This window comes from Pseudomonas sp. BRG-100 (genome assembly GCF_000737955.1).
Classification (GTDB): Bacteria; Pseudomonadota; Gammaproteobacteria; order Pseudomonadales; family Pseudomonadaceae; genus Aquipseudomonas; species Aquipseudomonas synxantha_A.
Window position 1 is genome coordinate 1 of record NZ_JPRX01000001.1, and the last position, 15263, is coordinate 15263.

At 59.4% G+C, this 15263-nt stretch carries 13 protein-coding genes and 1 pseudogene; 5 read left to right on the forward strand and 9 right to left on the reverse strand.

Features of this window, described 5'->3' with window-relative positions; translation table 11 throughout:
* Window positions 1-292: 292 nt before the first annotated feature.
* Together JH25_RS27720 and JH25_RS26705 are read right to left on the reverse strand one after the other, a co-directional pair.
* Window positions 293-815: pseudogene (locus JH25_RS27720) on the reverse strand (hypothetical protein).
* Between the two features lie 94 nt (window positions 816-909).
* Window positions 910-1296, reverse strand: coding sequence for a TIGR03067 domain-containing protein (locus tag JH25_RS26705; protein WP_032875090.1), 387 nt, complete (start codon window positions 1294-1296; stop codon window positions 910-912).
* A 338-nt stretch (window positions 1297-1634) separates the two neighbouring features.
* On the opposite strand from JH25_RS26705, the gene JH25_RS26700 reads away from it, so the two are divergent.
* Together JH25_RS26700 and lpxO are read left to right on the forward strand one after the other, a co-directional pair.
* Entirely contained in the window at window positions 1635-2972 is a 1338-nt protein-coding gene (locus JH25_RS26700; protein ID WP_032875096.1) for a Wzz/FepE/Etk N-terminal domain-containing protein, read from the forward strand.
* A 264-nt stretch (window positions 2973-3236) separates the two neighbouring features.
* Window positions 3237-4136: a lipid A hydroxylase LpxO gene (gene lpxO / locus JH25_RS26695; RefSeq protein ID WP_032875099.1), complete on the forward strand. Its 900-nt coding sequence runs from the start codon at window positions 3237-3239 to the stop codon at window positions 4134-4136.
* Window positions 4137-4155: 19 nt separating this feature from the next.
* On the opposite strand, the gene ligD is transcribed toward lpxO, so the two are convergent.
* Together ligD and ku are read right to left on the reverse strand one after the other, a co-directional pair.
* Window positions 4156-6675: a DNA ligase D gene (ligD, locus tag JH25_RS26690; RefSeq protein ID WP_032875102.1), complete on the reverse strand. Its 2520-nt coding sequence runs from the start codon at window positions 6673-6675 to the stop codon at window positions 4156-4158.
* A 24-nt stretch (window positions 6676-6699) separates the two neighbouring features.
* Window positions 6700-7539: a non-homologous end joining protein Ku gene (gene ku / locus JH25_RS26685; RefSeq protein ID WP_032875104.1), complete on the reverse strand. Its 840-nt coding sequence runs from the start codon at window positions 7537-7539 to the stop codon at window positions 6700-6702.
* 184 nt (window positions 7540-7723) lie between these two features.
* On the opposite strand from ku, the gene JH25_RS26680 reads away from it, so the two are divergent.
* Window positions 7724-8038 carry a hypothetical protein gene (locus JH25_RS26680; protein WP_032875107.1) on the forward strand — a complete coding sequence of 105 codons (315 nt, stop codon included), beginning with the start codon at window positions 7724-7726 and terminating at the stop codon, window positions 8036-8038.
* A 12-nt stretch (window positions 8039-8050) separates the two neighbouring features.
* Window positions 8051-9208: a PQQ-dependent sugar dehydrogenase gene (locus JH25_RS26675; protein WP_032875110.1), complete on the forward strand. Its 1158-nt coding sequence runs from the start codon at window positions 8051-8053 to the stop codon at window positions 9206-9208.
* A 62-nt stretch (window positions 9209-9270) separates the two neighbouring features.
* Here the strand turns inward: JH25_RS26675 and JH25_RS26670 are convergent, their stop codons facing one another.
* A complete protein-coding gene (locus JH25_RS26670) occupies window positions 9271-9750 on the reverse strand; it encodes a nuclear transport factor 2 family protein (protein WP_032875113.1) in 480 nt (159 codons plus the stop codon).
* A 56-nt stretch (window positions 9751-9806) separates the two neighbouring features.
* The gene (locus tag JH25_RS26665; RefSeq protein WP_005788500.1) at window positions 9807-10358 is read right to left on the reverse strand and encodes a TetR/AcrR family transcriptional regulator; all 552 of its coding nucleotides are present in this window, start codon (window positions 10356-10358) and stop codon (window positions 9807-9809) included.
* A gap of 125 nt (window positions 10359-10483) precedes the next feature.
* On the opposite strand from JH25_RS26665, the gene pssA reads away from it, so the two are divergent.
* Entirely contained in the window at window positions 10484-11827 is a 1344-nt protein-coding gene (pssA, locus tag JH25_RS26660; protein ID WP_032875119.1) for a CDP-diacylglycerol--serine O-phosphatidyltransferase, read from the forward strand.
* Window positions 11828-11898: 71 nt separating this feature from the next.
* Here pssA and efeO (JH25_RS26655) read toward each other — a convergent pair whose 3' ends face one another.
* The 3 genes from efeO (JH25_RS26655) to efeO (JH25_RS26645) are packed head-to-tail and all read right to left on the reverse strand — an operon-like array spanning window position 11899 to window position 15262.
* A complete protein-coding gene (gene efeO / locus JH25_RS26655; protein ID WP_032875122.1) occupies window positions 11899-12717 on the reverse strand; it encodes an iron uptake system protein EfeO in 819 nt (272 codons plus the stop codon).
* 24 nt (window positions 12718-12741) lie between these two features.
* Window positions 12742-14046 (reverse strand): iron uptake transporter deferrochelatase/peroxidase subunit, encoded by a 1305-nt coding sequence (efeB, locus tag JH25_RS26650; RefSeq protein ID WP_032875125.1) that lies wholly within the window; start codon window positions 14044-14046, stop codon window positions 12742-12744.
* 13 nt (window positions 14047-14059) lie between these two features.
* A complete protein-coding gene (gene efeO / locus JH25_RS26645; protein ID WP_032875128.1) occupies window positions 14060-15262 on the reverse strand; it encodes an iron uptake system protein EfeO in 1203 nt (400 codons plus the stop codon).
* Window position 15263: the final 1 nt, after the last annotated feature.

The following is a 15263-nucleotide window of genomic DNA, read 5'->3' on the forward strand; positions in this document are numbered from 1 at the left end:
ATCAGCACCGGTCAGTGGGCCGGGTAGTCGGCTATGTATGTATGGACTCGCCCCCACTTTCAACCCGCTTTTCAAACATTGGTACCCGGTTGCATCTATGTATCAGGCCTATCCGAGGAAGCTCCAAACAGCTTCTGGCCAACATTGGATCAGCTCGCGATCTGCCCATTACAAAAAGGGCCTCAAGGGCCGGTAGGAGCGCAGGCATCAATTCGCGACGGTCTGACCAGGGGTCAATGTTCGTTAGCGCGGGTTGGAGCGGCTAAACGCCCCGGTGGCAGAACTCTGTAAATCAGTGGCTCATCGCAGCCTCCTGACTATTGCCTGGCTGACTTCGATAAGTCTGGTCGTTTTGCAAGAGCCGCCAGAGGATACGCAGGTTGCGGTTGGCCAAACGCACCGCCGCTTCCTTGCGCCCTAAGGCGAGATACCCAACGCTGTAGCCGCTGGTCGTCGGGCTGTTCTGAATCCGGTCGCACCTGTCTTAACACGGCGTGGGCCCCCTGGACCGCCAGGCTGCGCAAATACGCATCACCCTTCTTGCTCATCTTGCCGAAATTGCCCTATGCCTGCAGTAATCACGCCCATGCCTGAGCACCTGGCCCGGTTTCCACCAGCACCGTCACGCTTGCTGGAAGCTTAAGAAGAAAGGTTTGAAAGGCCTCTCGTGACTTAATCCGATCCTCGAATATCACCTGTCCGAGCGCATTCTCACCGGCCACCTGGAAGACCTTTTTGGCAAGGTCTACCGCGACGTTTACGCAAGTAGATACATCGGCTGACAAAGACTGATTGATCGTCGTATGCTTTTTCATGGGCTCGCCCTCGCTGTCGTTGGCTTCTATAAGAATGCCACCGTGGCGCATAGACGCCTCGGCTTGGGCGAGTCCATCTAATTACAGAGGTAACTCATGAGCGCCGCACAAAGGTGCGCATGGTTTGCCCAGGGCCGGTGCTGAATACGGTGGGCCTGGGCATGCCTTCATCCGCTGCGATAAATACGAAATCATCGCCGTCGAGCCGGTAACTGGCGGGAAGCTGCTTGCCCGCGTCATCGCCGATAGCGTCAATCCAGGTAATGCTTTTGGGCGTGGTACTGGCATCCAGGAAAAAACGGCCCGCCAGCAGTTGATCACCATTGACGGTGGTCACTTCGAAGCAATCGCCCGTGATGGTGGTAATAGCCCCTGGCGCACTGTGGGCGTCGGCGGGGTTGAGGATGCCGCTGTCTTCAAGGGCAGTCTGCTCCCAGGTGCCTTGTAAGCCGCGTAAATCGAGAGTTGAAACAGACAGCATGCAAATTCCTTATTGCTGATCAGGGAAGCGCCCCGTTGCATCAGGTACGCAACCACGACGTAGGCGGATAAGTTTTTTCTTTAGAAGACAGCTATTTGACAGCATTTTGATGTTCTATTGACTATGCTTGCAAGCGCGCAAGTCCGACGATGCTGCGCCATTTGTACTACTCCTCGATATAAAACCGAAATAATCCTTGGAAATGTGGGATATTTCGGCTGGCTAAGTGGTCACATCGCCACCGGTCCGGCGTATCCAGGGCGTTGTCCCTGATTTTTGAAGCCATTTAGGTTTCTGAGAATGATGGCCTTTTAGTATTATTTTAAGGTGTTCTTATTTTGAATCGCACTTCCCCGCTCCCGCCCTCCGTAGCGTCTGATGAAATTGACTTGTTTGAATTGTTTCACGCCATCTGGCGACAAAAAAAGCTGGTAGTCGGATGTACGCTTCTGGTGGGCGTATTAGGGGCAGGGTACGCGTTCCTGGCACCCAAGACTTATGAAGTCAGCAGTGTGCTGCGGCCTGCGGCAATCAATGAACTGGATGCGTTGAACCGTTCGGAAGTCTATAAGTTGCCTCCCGCTGACGCCCTGATGAAAGTGGGAGCACAGTTAGACTCTTACGAGGCGCGCTTGGGATTTTTCAAGGAACACGAGGAATTGTTCAAGGCGTTCAAGAAGCCGGGGCAGAGCCTTGAGCAAAGCTTTGAGGCGTTCAATCGAAACTCTGTCAACCTGATCTTGCCGGACCCGAAGAAATCAGACTCGCTGAGCAGCTATATTCGCTTGGAACTGCAATATCCGACAGACGTTGATGGTGTCGCGATCCTCAACGGCTTTGTAGACTACGCCATCGCCGCCGAGCGTCAGCAGGTTGGCGCCGACCTCAAGGTGATCGTCAATAACCGCTTGAGCGAACTCAAAGGCAAGATCGCCGCCGCCCGTGACAACTACGATACGGAAAAGGAATCCAAGATCGCCAAGTTGCTCGAGGCTGACCGACTCAAGCGTGCCCAGTTGCAGGATGAGCTCAGCGCGCTGCGCTTGCAGATGAAGATGGAGCGTACCAATCGCCTGGCCGAGCTGGCGGAAGCCATCGCCATTGCCAAGTCCATGGGCATCCGCACCCCGACGACACCATCTTCCATGGCGGACTCCACGCGCAGTGGGTCGAGCCAGGTCATGCGCACAGAGGTGAACAATCAGAAGATCCCGCTGTACTTCATGGGCACCGAGGCTCTGGAAGCCGAACGCGCTGCGCTGCAACAGCGCACCAGCGATGACTTCACCAACCCGCGAATTGCCGAGATCGGCAAGGATTTGCAACTGCTCGAAAGCAACCGCGAAGTCGAGGTGCTGCGCAAGCGCGGCAATGAGGACATATTCCTGCAGGACGTCGAGCCGCTTCGTGCTGAAGTTGCCAGGCTGCGTGGCTTGAACATCGACATGAGCAACCTCAAGCTGGTAACGGTCGACCGCCGCGCCCAAGAGCCTCTGGCGCCGATCAAACCGAAAAAATCGCTGATCATTGCTTTGAGTCTGGTGGGCGGCCTGTTGGTGGGACTCATGATCGCGCTGATTCGCTACTTCATCCGCAGCCGCAGCCAGGCCGTACCCTTTACGGCGTTGGGAGACGGCAGTTTGCCCCGCCGCGAGATTAAGGACACCCCGCAATAATTTCAGCAAAACCTTTAAGCAGGTGGGCGGGAACGCCCGCCTGTTCCCTTCCCCAGCACACTCAGTAGACAGCTTTTCACAATTCTTAGTTAACCTTTGGTTACAAAGTATGGCTAAATAACGGCCAATGGTTACACGCCGCAGGTCGCCCAGCCTGCCGTGTCACCTGTACGTGAATTGTGATTTCAGGTGCTGCATATCCATCCTCGGCCGTTGTGGGCCCGCAGGAGCAGCCTGTTCTCTCCCTGACTTGTGACGAATCCCTTGAAACTCATCATTGTTGCTCTCTACGTTGCCTCCATTGCGTATGTACACCTGCGTGGTCGGGTGCGACACAAGCTGGGTCGCCAGCTTAGCGATCACTCGACGTTCCTGGCGCCGATCAACTGTTTCCTGTACTTGTTCTCCAAGCAGCCCAGCCGTCCCTATCTGTCGCCCAGCGATTTTCCAGACCTGAGCCCCCTGCAGGAACATTGGCAAGAGATCCGCGAGGAAGGCCAGAACCTGATGCGGGCCGGGGAGATCAAACGTTCGGATCAGTACAACGACGTGGGTTTCAACTCGTTTTTCAAGTCGGGCTGGAAGCGCTTTTACCTCAAGTGGTATGGCGACAGCCACCCTTCGGCGATGAAGCTGTGCCCGCGCACCACCGAGTTGGTGCAAGGGATCGGCTCGATCAAGGCCGCGATGTTCGCCGAACTGCCGCCGGGCTCCAAGCTGGTGCGCCACCGTGACCCGTACGCGGGCTCCTATCGGTATCACCTGGGGCTCGATACGCCCAACGACCCGGGGTGCTACATCAATGTGGATGGCGAGAGCTATTACTGGCGCGACGGCGAGCCGGTGATGTTCGACGAGACCTACATTCACTACGCAGAAAACACCACCCAGCAGAACCGCATCATTCTGTTCTGCGATATTGAACGCCCGATGAAGTACCGCTGGGCGGCGGCATTCAACCGTTGGTTCAGCCGCAATGTAATGGCCGCTGCAGGCTCGCCCAATGATGATGGCGACAAGACAGGCGGCCTCAACCGCGCCTTTACCCGCTTGTACAAGATCCGCCTGCGCGGCAAAGAGCTCAAAAAGCGCAACCGCACACGCTACTACCTGGAAAAATGGGCGATCTTTGCCGGTCTGGCGCTGATCTTCATTCTTATCTGAACCCTGTGCCGGGCGCGAATCACTGCGGTGGTTTTGCGCCCAGCTTGTCCCACATCTTCTTGCCGATTTTCTGCCGATTGGCATAGCCGGCCCATGGGTCGCCCTTCAACCCCTGCAGACGCTCATGCAGGTTCGCCACCGTCCACTGCTGGGCCCCGCGCAATCCTTTCAATTCTTCCCGACTGACCGGCACCGATACCGGCAGACCCGGCCGCGCACGCACGGAGTATGCCGCCACAGTGCTGGCGCCACGGGCGTTGCGCAGGTAGTCGATAAAGATCTTGCCCACACGGTTTTTAGGGCCGCTGGTGGCGGTAAAGCGTTCGGGCAGTTGCTGGCTCATAAATTGGGCGATGGCCTTGGCGAATGCCTTGACGGCGTCCCAGCCATCACGCCGGGCCAGCGGCACGATCAGGTGCAGACCTTTACCGCCGCTGGTCTTGACGAAGGCTTGCAAGCCCAGCTCATCCAGCACCGACAGGGTCAGTTCGGCCGCTTCCAGCATGGATTTCCAAGGCAGGGCCGGGTCCGGGTCGAGGTCCAGGACGAACAGGTCAGGGGTTTCAATCTTGCCCGTAGTGGCGCCCCAGGTATGCAACTCGACAGTGCCCATTTGCACGGCGCCGGCCAGCGCCTCTGCGCTGTCTACCTCCATCAGGCGTGCATGACCGGGATCCAGGGCCTGATCCAGTTGCTTGATGTGGGGTATTGCCAGGCGTTCGGAGTGCTTCTGAAAAAACTGCTCCCCTTCGATGCCTTCGGGTGCGCGCAGCAGCGACACAGGACGACCGCGCAGGAACGGCAGGATCCATTCGCTGATGTCGGCGTAGAACTGCGCCAATTGCTGTTTTTGCGTGCCACTGTGCTTGTCGATAATGCGATCGGGGTGGGTGATTTTCACGTTCTTCACCGCTATGTCGGCTTTATCGGTTTTCTGCTTCTTCGAGGCATTGACCGACTTTGCCGCACGCGGCTGTTCATGAATGATCTGCGACGCAGGCTTATCAGTGCGCAGCCCCACAAAGGCCGCCTGGCGCACCACGCCTTCACGCGTCCATTCGGCGAATTGCACTTCACCCACCAGGCGCGGCTCGACCCAATGCACGCCACGGGCCTGGGTGCTGGTCAAAGGCTTTTGCAAGGGCGAGTCCTTGCGCTCCAATGGCGTGAGCTTGGCGTAGATGGATTTCAACGTGGCCTGATCAAATCCGGTGCCCACACGCCCGGCATATACCAGCCCGGTTTCATCGTTGACGGCCAGCAGCAGCGCGCCAAACCCGCTGCGCGAACCCTGAGGGCGGGTGTAGCCAACAATCACAAACTCCTGGCGCAGGCGGCATTTGAGCTTGATCCAGTCAGCACTGCGGCGGGACACATAGGGGCTGCCTGCACGCTTGCCGATCACGCCTTCGAGCGCCAGGTCGCAGGCGCTTTCGAAAATATCGCGGTGGTTGGCGGCAAAGGCTTCGGAGAAACGCAGCAGTTTGCTTTTGCTGCCGGCGAGCGCAGCTTTAAGCGCAGCCCGACGCTCCTCGACCGGATCTTCGCGTTGATCACGGCCGTTCAGGAAGGGGGCATCAAACAGGTAATAGACGATGTCCAGGCTGCGGCCGATATCGAAGGCATTCTGCAACGCCTGGAAATCCGGCAACCCGTCGCCGTTGAGGCTGACCACTTCGCCATCCAGCCAGCTGTCCTTGAGCTTGAGGGCTTGCAAGGCTTTGGCCTGGCGCGGCAGGCGTTCGGTCCAGTCGTGGCCGTTGCGAGTGAACAGGCGCACTTCACCGTCATGGATGCGCGCGAGAATGCGATAACCGTCGAACTTGATCTCGTAGCTCCAATCGCCCTCGGGGGCGCGATCGACCAAGGTCGCCAATTGCGGGGCAAATTCTTCGGGTATGGCGCTCACTTGCGTGCGGGCCTTGGCCTTTGGCGCTGGCTTTTTTTTGACTGGGACCTTGGCCTTGGGCGTGCCGACCACCGCATCGCTGAGCACGCTGGCAGGCTCGGCGTCGACAATATCGTATTCAGAAGCGGGGCGTGCCTGCTGGTCTTTTTCCTTGATCAGTAGCCACTGCTCCTTGTCGCCACTGCCCTTGAGTCGGGTGCGTACCAGGGTCCAATCCCCAGCGAGTTTTTCGCCCACCAGCGTGAACTTGAGCTTGCCGGCCGCATAGGCTTTGCGCGGCTCGTCATGGGGCTGCCAGATACCTCGGTCCCACACAATCACATCGCCTGCGCCATATTGGCCGGCTGGGATGCTGCCCTCGAAACCGCCATAGCTCAGGGGGTGGTCTTCAACGTGGACCGCCAGGCGCTTCTGGCTTGGGTCCAGGCTCGGGCCCTTGGGCACCGCCCAGCTCAACAGCACGCCATCGAGCTCCAGGCGAAAGTCATAATGCAGGTTGCGCGCATCATGCTTTTGAATCACGAAGCTCAGCGCCGAGGCTTTCCGCTTGCTGGCGGGTGAGCTGCCGGCGGGTTCGGCGGTGATCTTGAAATCGCGCTTGCGGTTGTATTCGCTCAGGGGCTTTGCCATGTCGCGCTCCAGTCAATGGCAGGCTCAAGAGGCCTTTTTGTTGGATTTCTTCGCGGCGGGCTTTTTCCCCGCGGGTTTGCCCGCCAGGCTGCGTTTAAGCAGTTCGGTCAGGTCGATAACGTCGGCGGATTTGCGCTCTTCGCTGTCTTGGCTCGACTCCACGTCTTCGATCTTGCCGGCCTTGGCCTTTTTCGCCACCAGCGCCATGATCTTGTCCTGGAAGCTGTCGCGGTACTCGTCGGGTTGCCAGTCTGCACTCATGTCTTCCACCAGGCGCTTGGCCATGTCCAACTCACCCTTGGCCAGGGTCGGTTTGGTTACATCGGCACCGAGTTCCAGCTCGTCCAGGCTGCGCACTTCTGCGGGCCAGCGCAGCATCACCAGTACCAGGGCCGATTCGAGCGGCATCAACGCGGCCAAGTGCTGTTTGGTATGCAGCACCACATTGGCCAGGGCGACCTTGCCGGTTTTCTTCAGGGTTTCGCGCAGCAGTGCATAGACCTTGCCGCCACGTTTGTCCGGCGCCAGGAAGTAGGGCGTGTCGATGTTTTGCAGGGGGATCTGGTCAGCGGCGACAAACGCGATGATCTCAATGGTCTGGGTCGATTTCGGATGGGCCGAGCGAATTTCATCTTCGCTGAGCACCACATAACGGCCCTTCTCAAAGGCGACGCCCTTGACGATATGTTCCTTGGTGACTTCCTTGCCCGTGGTTTTGTTGATGCGCTTGTAGCCGACCGGGTCCATGCTGCGTTTGTCCAGCCAGTCGAAATCAACGCCTTGGGAAGATGTCGCCGAGACCAGCGACACCGGGATATGAACCAGACCGAAACTGATAGCGCCTTTCCAGATTGCCCGTGGCATAACTCCGATTCCTTAAAAAGTGAGCCTGTTCTGGTGACTCGCAGGCCGCGGCAAAAGTTTCGGCGGGCAGATGCTCGGACAGATCGTGTTACACCTGATGAGAAACTATTTAGTGTCGCAAGCCGAACCCATGGCGTAGCGTGTTATCGAAAGCACGTAGTACTCGGCATAGAGAGGCTCCGTCATGAATGCTTATGTACGTTATCTTGCAGTACTTGCGCTGGGCCTGGCCCTGGCGCCTTGGGCCCAGGCGCAAAACCTGCCAGGCCAATACGACACCAACAACAGCCCGATTCACCGGGCCAACCCCAATAGCATGCAGGGCACTCAGCCCAATGCACCTGCGGCCGGCGTTATCCAGACTGCGCCCACCGGCCCTCGGCCGACCGTGGAAAACCGCGGAATCGGCAATACGTATCCCAAGCGCGACGTCGCTCCCAGTCGCCCGGCCACCGAAACCAAAGCACCCACCTATGATGCCAACGGCAATCGCCGGTAAGGACTTCGCCTTATGTTTCTACGCAAAACTCTGCTAGCGGCTGTCTGTGCCGCCACGCTGCTGCCGCTGACCACCGTGTATGCCGCCGATAGCCAGCAGTTCCCCAGCGAGCAAGGCAGCATCACCGTCACGCCGATCGCCAAAGGCCTGGATCATCCCTGGGCGCTGGCGTTTCTACCGGATCGGCAGGGCTTCCTGGTGACCGAGCTTCCCGGGCACCTGCGATTTGTCAGCCCCGACGGTAAGCTTTCCGCTCCGTTGAAGGGGGTGCCGCAAGTGTGGGCCAAGGGGCAGGGCGGGTTACTGGATGTGGTGTTGTCACCAGACTTCAAGCAGGACCGTATGGTCTACCTGTCGTACGCCGAAGGCGGCGGGCAGGATGGCAAAGCCGGAACCGCTGTGGGGCGCGGGCGCCTGTCTGCTGACATGAGCGGCCTGGAGGACTTCAAGGTGATCCTGCGCCAGGAGCCCAAGCTGTCTACCGGCAACCACTTCGGCTCGCGCCTGGCGTTCGATCGTGACGGCTATCTGTTCGTGACCCTGGGCGAGAACAACGACCGCCCGACCGCCCAGGACCTGGACAAGCTGCAAGGCAAAGTTGTGCGCATCTATCCAGATGGCCGCGTACCGGATGACAACCCCTTCGTCGGTCAACCCGGTGTACGTCCCGAGATCTGGTCCTACGGCCAGCGTAACCCACAGGGCCTGGCGCTGAACCCGTGGAGCGGCACGATCTGGGAAAACGAGCATGGGCCGCGTGGGGGCGATGAAGTGAACATCATCGAGCGCGGCAAGAACTACGGGTGGCCGCTGGCGACCCACGGCATCAACTACTCTCTGCTACCGATTCCCGAAGCCAAGGGCAAAACGGCAGAAGGCACGGTGCAGCCCCATCATGTCTGGGAGAAGTCCCCGGCCATCAGCGGCATGGCGTTCTATGACGCCGACCGGTTCAAGGTGTGGCAGCACAATCTGTTTATCGGTGCGCTGGGCACTCAGGAGTTGATTCGGTTGCAGTTCGAGGGTGACAGGGTCGTTCACGAGGAACGTTTGCTGGGCGAGTTGAAAGCGCGAATTCGTGACGTGCGGCAGGGGCCGGATGGGTTTCTGTATGTGCTGACGGATGAGGATAATGGCGTGTTGTATCGGGTCGGGCTGAATCAGGACTGATGCCTTTCGGTAATCGCTTTTTGTAGGAGCGAGCAAGCTCGCTCCTACAAAGGGTAAGAGAGCTACAGCCCTAGGTCTGACAAGCCCGGATGATCATCCGGGCGACGCCCCAGCGGCCAGTGGAACTTGCGTTCGCTTTCCTGGATCGGCTTATCGTTGATGCAGGCAAAGCGGTTGGCCATCAGGCCGTTCTCATCGAACTCCCAGTTTTCATTTCCGTAGGAACGAAACCAGTTGCCGGAGTCGTCATGCCACTCATAGGCATAGCGCACGGCGATGCGGTTGCCGGTGAACGCCCACAACTCCTTGATCAATCGATAATCCAGTTCCCTGGCCCATTTACGGCTCAGGAACTGCCTGGCTTCTTCGCGGTTGTGGGCGAATTCGGCGCGGTTACGCCACTGGGTGTCCAGGGTGTAGGCCAGGGAAACCCGTTCTGGGTCGCGGGAGTTCCAGCCGTCTTCGGCCAGCCGGACTTTTTCGATGGCTGACTCGCGAGTAAAGGGCGGTAGGGGCGGGCGGGCTTGTGCATTGGCTGACATGGGGTGGCTCCTTAAAACAATAGGGTTGAATGATAGAAGTTGCCAATTCCGAGAATTCAAAGTCCCAATAACGTTCGCGCCATGCATTGCGCATTATCGGCAGCTGTTGAATCACCCATGATCAGGGCAACGGTAATGGCGCCATCGATCAGGATCAGCAGTTGCGCGGCCTGCTGTTGCGGGTCGGGGGTGCCATGTGCTTGACACAGTTCAAGTGCGTACTCGAACAGTTTGTGTTTATGGGCCTTGGCCAGCAGGCGCACCGGATCTTGAGCGTTGCCGGTTTCGCCACTGGTGTTGATAAAGGCGCAGCCGCGAAAATCCGCGGAACCGAACCAGCTTTTCAGGGCGCTGAACAGCGCCAGCAAGCGCTCGCCGCTGTTGTCGCTGCGTTCCACTTCGCTGCGCAGCCACTGCATCCAGCGTTCGTCGCGACGCTGCAGGGCGGCAATCACCAACTCGTCCTTGTTGGCGAAATAGCGATAGATGCTTTTTCTCGATACGCCAGCGGTTTTTACCAGCAAGTCCATGCCGGTGGCGGCGATGCCATGGCGATAGATCAGCTTTTCGGTGACGTCGAGGATAATGTCGCGGGTTATGTCGTTCATGCTTATTACAGTAGAACGATCGTTCTTCTTGGTCAACCGGCTTTTTTCCATGCCGTACGGCGAGACCTGAGCAGCCCCATGGTGTAAGCTCTGGACCTCTTCGGATTCGACCCATTGCGAGCCCTATGCCGTCGTTCTTCAAACGCTCCCTGTTGCCCAAACTACGCGGTTTCCCGCTGTCCCCGGAGGCCATCGAGGTGCTGTCCGGCGCCGATGCCTATCGTCGCTGCCTGCTGGAAAAAATCTCCCAGGCGACGCGTCGCATCTACATCGTCGCCTTGTACTTGCAGCACGACGAAGCGGGGCAGGAGATCTACGACGCGCTTCACGCTGCCAAGGCGGCACGGCCGGAGTTGGACATCGTGGTGATGGTCGACTGGTTGCGCGCCCAGCGTGGCTTGATTGGCGCCGGCAAGCAGCCGGGCAACAGCGCCTGGTACCAGGCCATGACGCAAAGCCACGCCAGCGAAGTGCCGGTGTATGGCGTGCCGGTGCAAACCCGCGAGCTGTTTGGCGTATTGCACCTCAAGGGCTTTGTGATCGATGACAGCGTGCTGTACAGCGGCGCCAGCCTCAACAATGTGTATTTGCACAAGTTCGACAAGTACCGCTTTGATCGTTACCACCTGATCCATAGCCAGGTGCTGGCCGATTCTATGCAACACCTGATCGAGCACGGCCTGGTGGCATCCAAGGCCGTGCACCGCCTGGACCTGCCCAACCCGCCGACCACCCGCAGCCTGCGCAACGATATCGGCGACCTGCGCAGCCGTCTCAAGCACGCGGCCTATGACACCACGGCCGGGCAGTTGCCCAATGGTCACCTCTCGGTGAGCCCGTTGCTCGGCGTTGGCAAGAACAACCCCCTGAGCCGGGTCATTCTGGAGCTGATCGCCAGCGCCCAGCAGCAGTTGACCATCTGCACCCCGTATTTCAACCTGCCGTTGCCGGTGACCCGCGAGATCAACCGCGCACTGGCACGTGGGGTGAAGATCGACATCGTGGTCGGCGACAAGACGGCCAACGACTTCTATATTCCGCCCAGCGAGCCGTTCAAGGTGATCGCGGCATTGCCTTATCTGTATGAGATCAGCCTGCGGCGCTTTGCCAAGCGTCACCAGCCGATGATCGACAGCGGCCAGTTGAACCTGCACCTGTGGCGCGATGGCGACAACACCTACCACCTTAAGGGCATGTGGGTTGACCAGCGCTATACCTTGCTGACCGGCAACAACCTCAACCCCAGGGCATTTCGCCTCGACCTGGAAAACGGCTTGCTGATCGACGACCCCAAGGGCCAATGGCTGGAGCCGCGGCGTACCGAGCTGGCGCAGATTTTCCAGCACACCACGCGTATCCGGGGCTACCAGCAATTGCAGACGTTGGTTGATTACCCGCCGGCAGTGGGTAAATTCCTGCGTCGGGTCAGCCGAGTGCGTATTGAGCGTTTGCTGTACCGCATTTTGTAGCCGTTATCCTGCAGGCAAAAAAAACACCCAGGCCCTGTTGAGGGGCCTAGGTGTTTTTTTGCCGGTAGTCTTTAATTCAAACCCAGCTTGCCGCGCAGCATCGACAAGTCTTCAGCCAGGGTGTTGACCGGGCCAACCAGGGCCTTGCGGTCGTTGTCCTTGACCTTGTCGTAGGTTTCAAAGCCGCCATCCTGGGTCTTGTACTTGGCCAGGATCTTGTCCACGGTGGCGAAGTTTTTATCGACCTTGGCCAGGAACGCCTGGTCCTGCTGCCCGATCTGGCCACGGAACAAATCGACGATTTTCTTCGCACCGTCGATGTTGCCCTGGAAGTCATACAGGTCGGTATGGCTGTAGCGGTCTTCTTCGCCGGAGATCTTGGTGGCAGCGACTTCCTCCAGCAGCGCCGCAGCGCCGCCGACGACTTTTTCCGGCGGGAAGGTCAGGCCATCGACCCGCGTCTTGAGATCGTTCACATCGGTATTGAGCTTGGCGGTCAGTGCTTCCAGGCCCTTGGTCGAGTTTTGCGAGAACAGCGCGTATTCAATCCGGTGAAAACCGGTGAAGTCTTCGGCCGTTACACCTTTTTCATGGTCATCGACACGCGAATCGATGGACGCGTCGAGGTCGCTGAACAGCTCGGCGATCGGCTCGATGGCCTCATAGTGCACGCGGGTCGGCGCATAGAGCTTCTTGGCGGTGGCCAGGTCACCTTTATTGATGGCGTTGGTAAACGCCTGGGTCTGGGTGACCAGTTCGCCGATTTCCTCGGTAACGTAGATCTTGTAGTCCGATACCGGGCCTACCAGGTCGAGCGGCGCGGTAGCGGCGAAGGCAGCCAGCGGCGCAAGGCTCATTAACAACGACAACGCGATAGACGACTTCTTCATGGGGGCATTCCGCTCTGGTGTGTTTCAGGTCTTGGCAGGGGTGGTGGAGTGCGTTGCAGCAAGCAGCGTGCGCCCGATGAAATCCTCAGGGCCGGTGACGCCGGGCAAGGTGAAGAAATACCCGCCGCCGACCGGCTTGAGGTATTCCTCCAGCGGTTCGCCGTTGAGCCGCGTTTGCACGCTGATAAAGCCTTTCTCCAGGTCAGCCTGATAGCAGATGAACAATAGGCCCATGTCCAGCTGACCGTTTTTGTTGACGCCGTTGGAGTAGTTGAACGGCCGCCGCAGGATCAGGTTGGCCTGGGTCTGCGGGGTGCGCGGGTTGGCCAGGCGGATGTGCGCATCAAGCTTGGTCAACTTGCCATGCGGGTCTTTGCTGTAGTCCGGCACCTGGGTTTCATGCTGGCCATCCATGGGGGCGCCGGTGGGTTTGACGCGGCCGATGATGCTTTCCTGTTCTTGCAGTGGGGTGCGATCCCAGCGCTCGACAAAGTTGCGGATGATACGCACGGCCTGGTAACTGCCATGGGCCGCCCAGGCGGGTTCGTCGCTGCTCGGTTGCACCCAGACGATCTGGTCCATGGCCTTGGCATCGTTGGAGTCGGGGTTGGCCGAACCGTCGCGAAAACCCAGGAAGTTACGCGCACTCTGCGCCGGTTCGCCGGGCTTGGCCGGGGCCTGGGGCGGCACGCTGCCTTCTTGTTTCCAGCGCACCAGCAGCAAGTCAGGCAGGTTTTTCACGATATCGCGCAGGGCGTGGATGTTGGTATCGGGCGTGTTGGAACTGAACTGCAGGCTCAGGTCGCCGTGGCACTGCGCCGGCTCCAGTGCATCGTTGGGGAAACCCACCATGCGGATCAGGCGCTTGGGCTTGACGGCACTGAGGCCGAAGCGCTCATCGAACAACGATTCGCCGACCGACACGGTGATGGTCAGGTTATCTGGGGTAACCACCGGGCCAAGGATGCCGGAGTCGGTGGGTGGCAGTTTCGGGTCGACCTGCGGCACGGTGCCGCCGCTCATCAGGAACGCGATACGCTCGTTCAGGGTGCGGAACAAACGTTCGAGGTCTTCGCGGTCGCTGGCCAGTACGTCGAAGGCCACCACCATGCCGCAGGCCGGGCGCGGCGTGACAATGCCGCTCTGATGCTGACCGAAAAAAGCCTGGTGATCGTGGGTCTTGTCGCTGCGCGGAGCGCTGGTGACTTGCTCGGCCGCTGCGGCCATGGCCGGACAGGTCAAGGTGCTGCCGGCGATGGCCGCGCCGGTGGCCGCCATGCCCAGCAGGACGCGGCGACGCGCAAGGTTTAGCTGTTCTGAATCACTCATGTATGCGTTCGTCTCACTGCAGGCCGGAAAGGCCAAGGGCGGGGTCGATTCCATCGAGTGCGGCGGCCAGTGCCTTGGCCTTGTCGGCGATCTGCTGGCGCTGATCGGCGGTGATGCTGTCGTACGTGCTGTAGGTATTGCCGACTTTGAATGCAGCGAGTTCGGCGTCGAAGGCATTCAGCGCGCTGTCGATATCGGTCAGCAAGCCGGCTGCGGACTTGTCCAGCAGCGGGCGCATCAAGTCGACCACTTTACGAGCGACGTCCAGGTTGGCGGCAAAGCCGTTCAGATCGATATGGCTGTAGCGCTCCTCTTCACCACTGCGGGCACGTACATCCGCCAGGCTGTTGAGGTTGCGTACCACAATGCTCACCAGTTGCTCTGGGGGCAGCGATTGCGCCAGCAACTGTTGCTTGAGCTTGGTGACGTCGGCCACCAGGCGTTGCGCGACCGGCGCCAGGCCGTCGAGACTGTGTTGCTGGAACAGGCTGTATTCGAGGCGATGGAAGCCGCTGAAGGCCGGGTCCTGCTCGCGCTTTTCAAAGTAGTCGGCGCGGGCGTTGATTGCGTTATCCAATTCGGCCAGGCGTTGAGAGGCAGGCGCCAGGCGCTGATACGCCTCACGGGCCGGCACATACAGGGCCTGCGCCTGGGCCAGATCACCGGCGTCGATAGCCTGTTGCAGCGCCGTCACCGCCTTGATCAGCGCACCGCTCTGGCCGCTCAAGTACACACGGAACTCCGACAACGGGCCGATAAACGCCACCATCGACGGCTTGGCCTTGGCCTGGGCGTCGGACTCCGTGGTGGGGGTGACATGCAAGGTGCCACGCGGGTTGCTCAACAGGCCACAGGTGATGGCGTAGTCACCGGGCAACAGGTTGGCGTTGATCACCTGGCTCAGGCCAGGGGCAATGTTTTCCCGTTCCTCGACCACCAGCACACCGTCGAGGATTTCCCACTCCACCGCACGGTCGGAGCGGTTGATGATACGAAAGCTTGCGCGCCCGGCCGGCACGGTGAGGGCGTTGGGCTCGCAGGCGTGGCTGTGAATCGTGACTGCGATTTCATTGTGGTTGGTCTGGCGCTTGGTCGCGGCCAATTGCGAGGCGTAGTAGAACAGGCCACCGGCGGCGATCATCACCACCACCGAGCCGGCCACACCCCAGCGCAAGGCGCGGGATGGCGGGGCCGATTGAGGGGTTGGGTTGGACAAG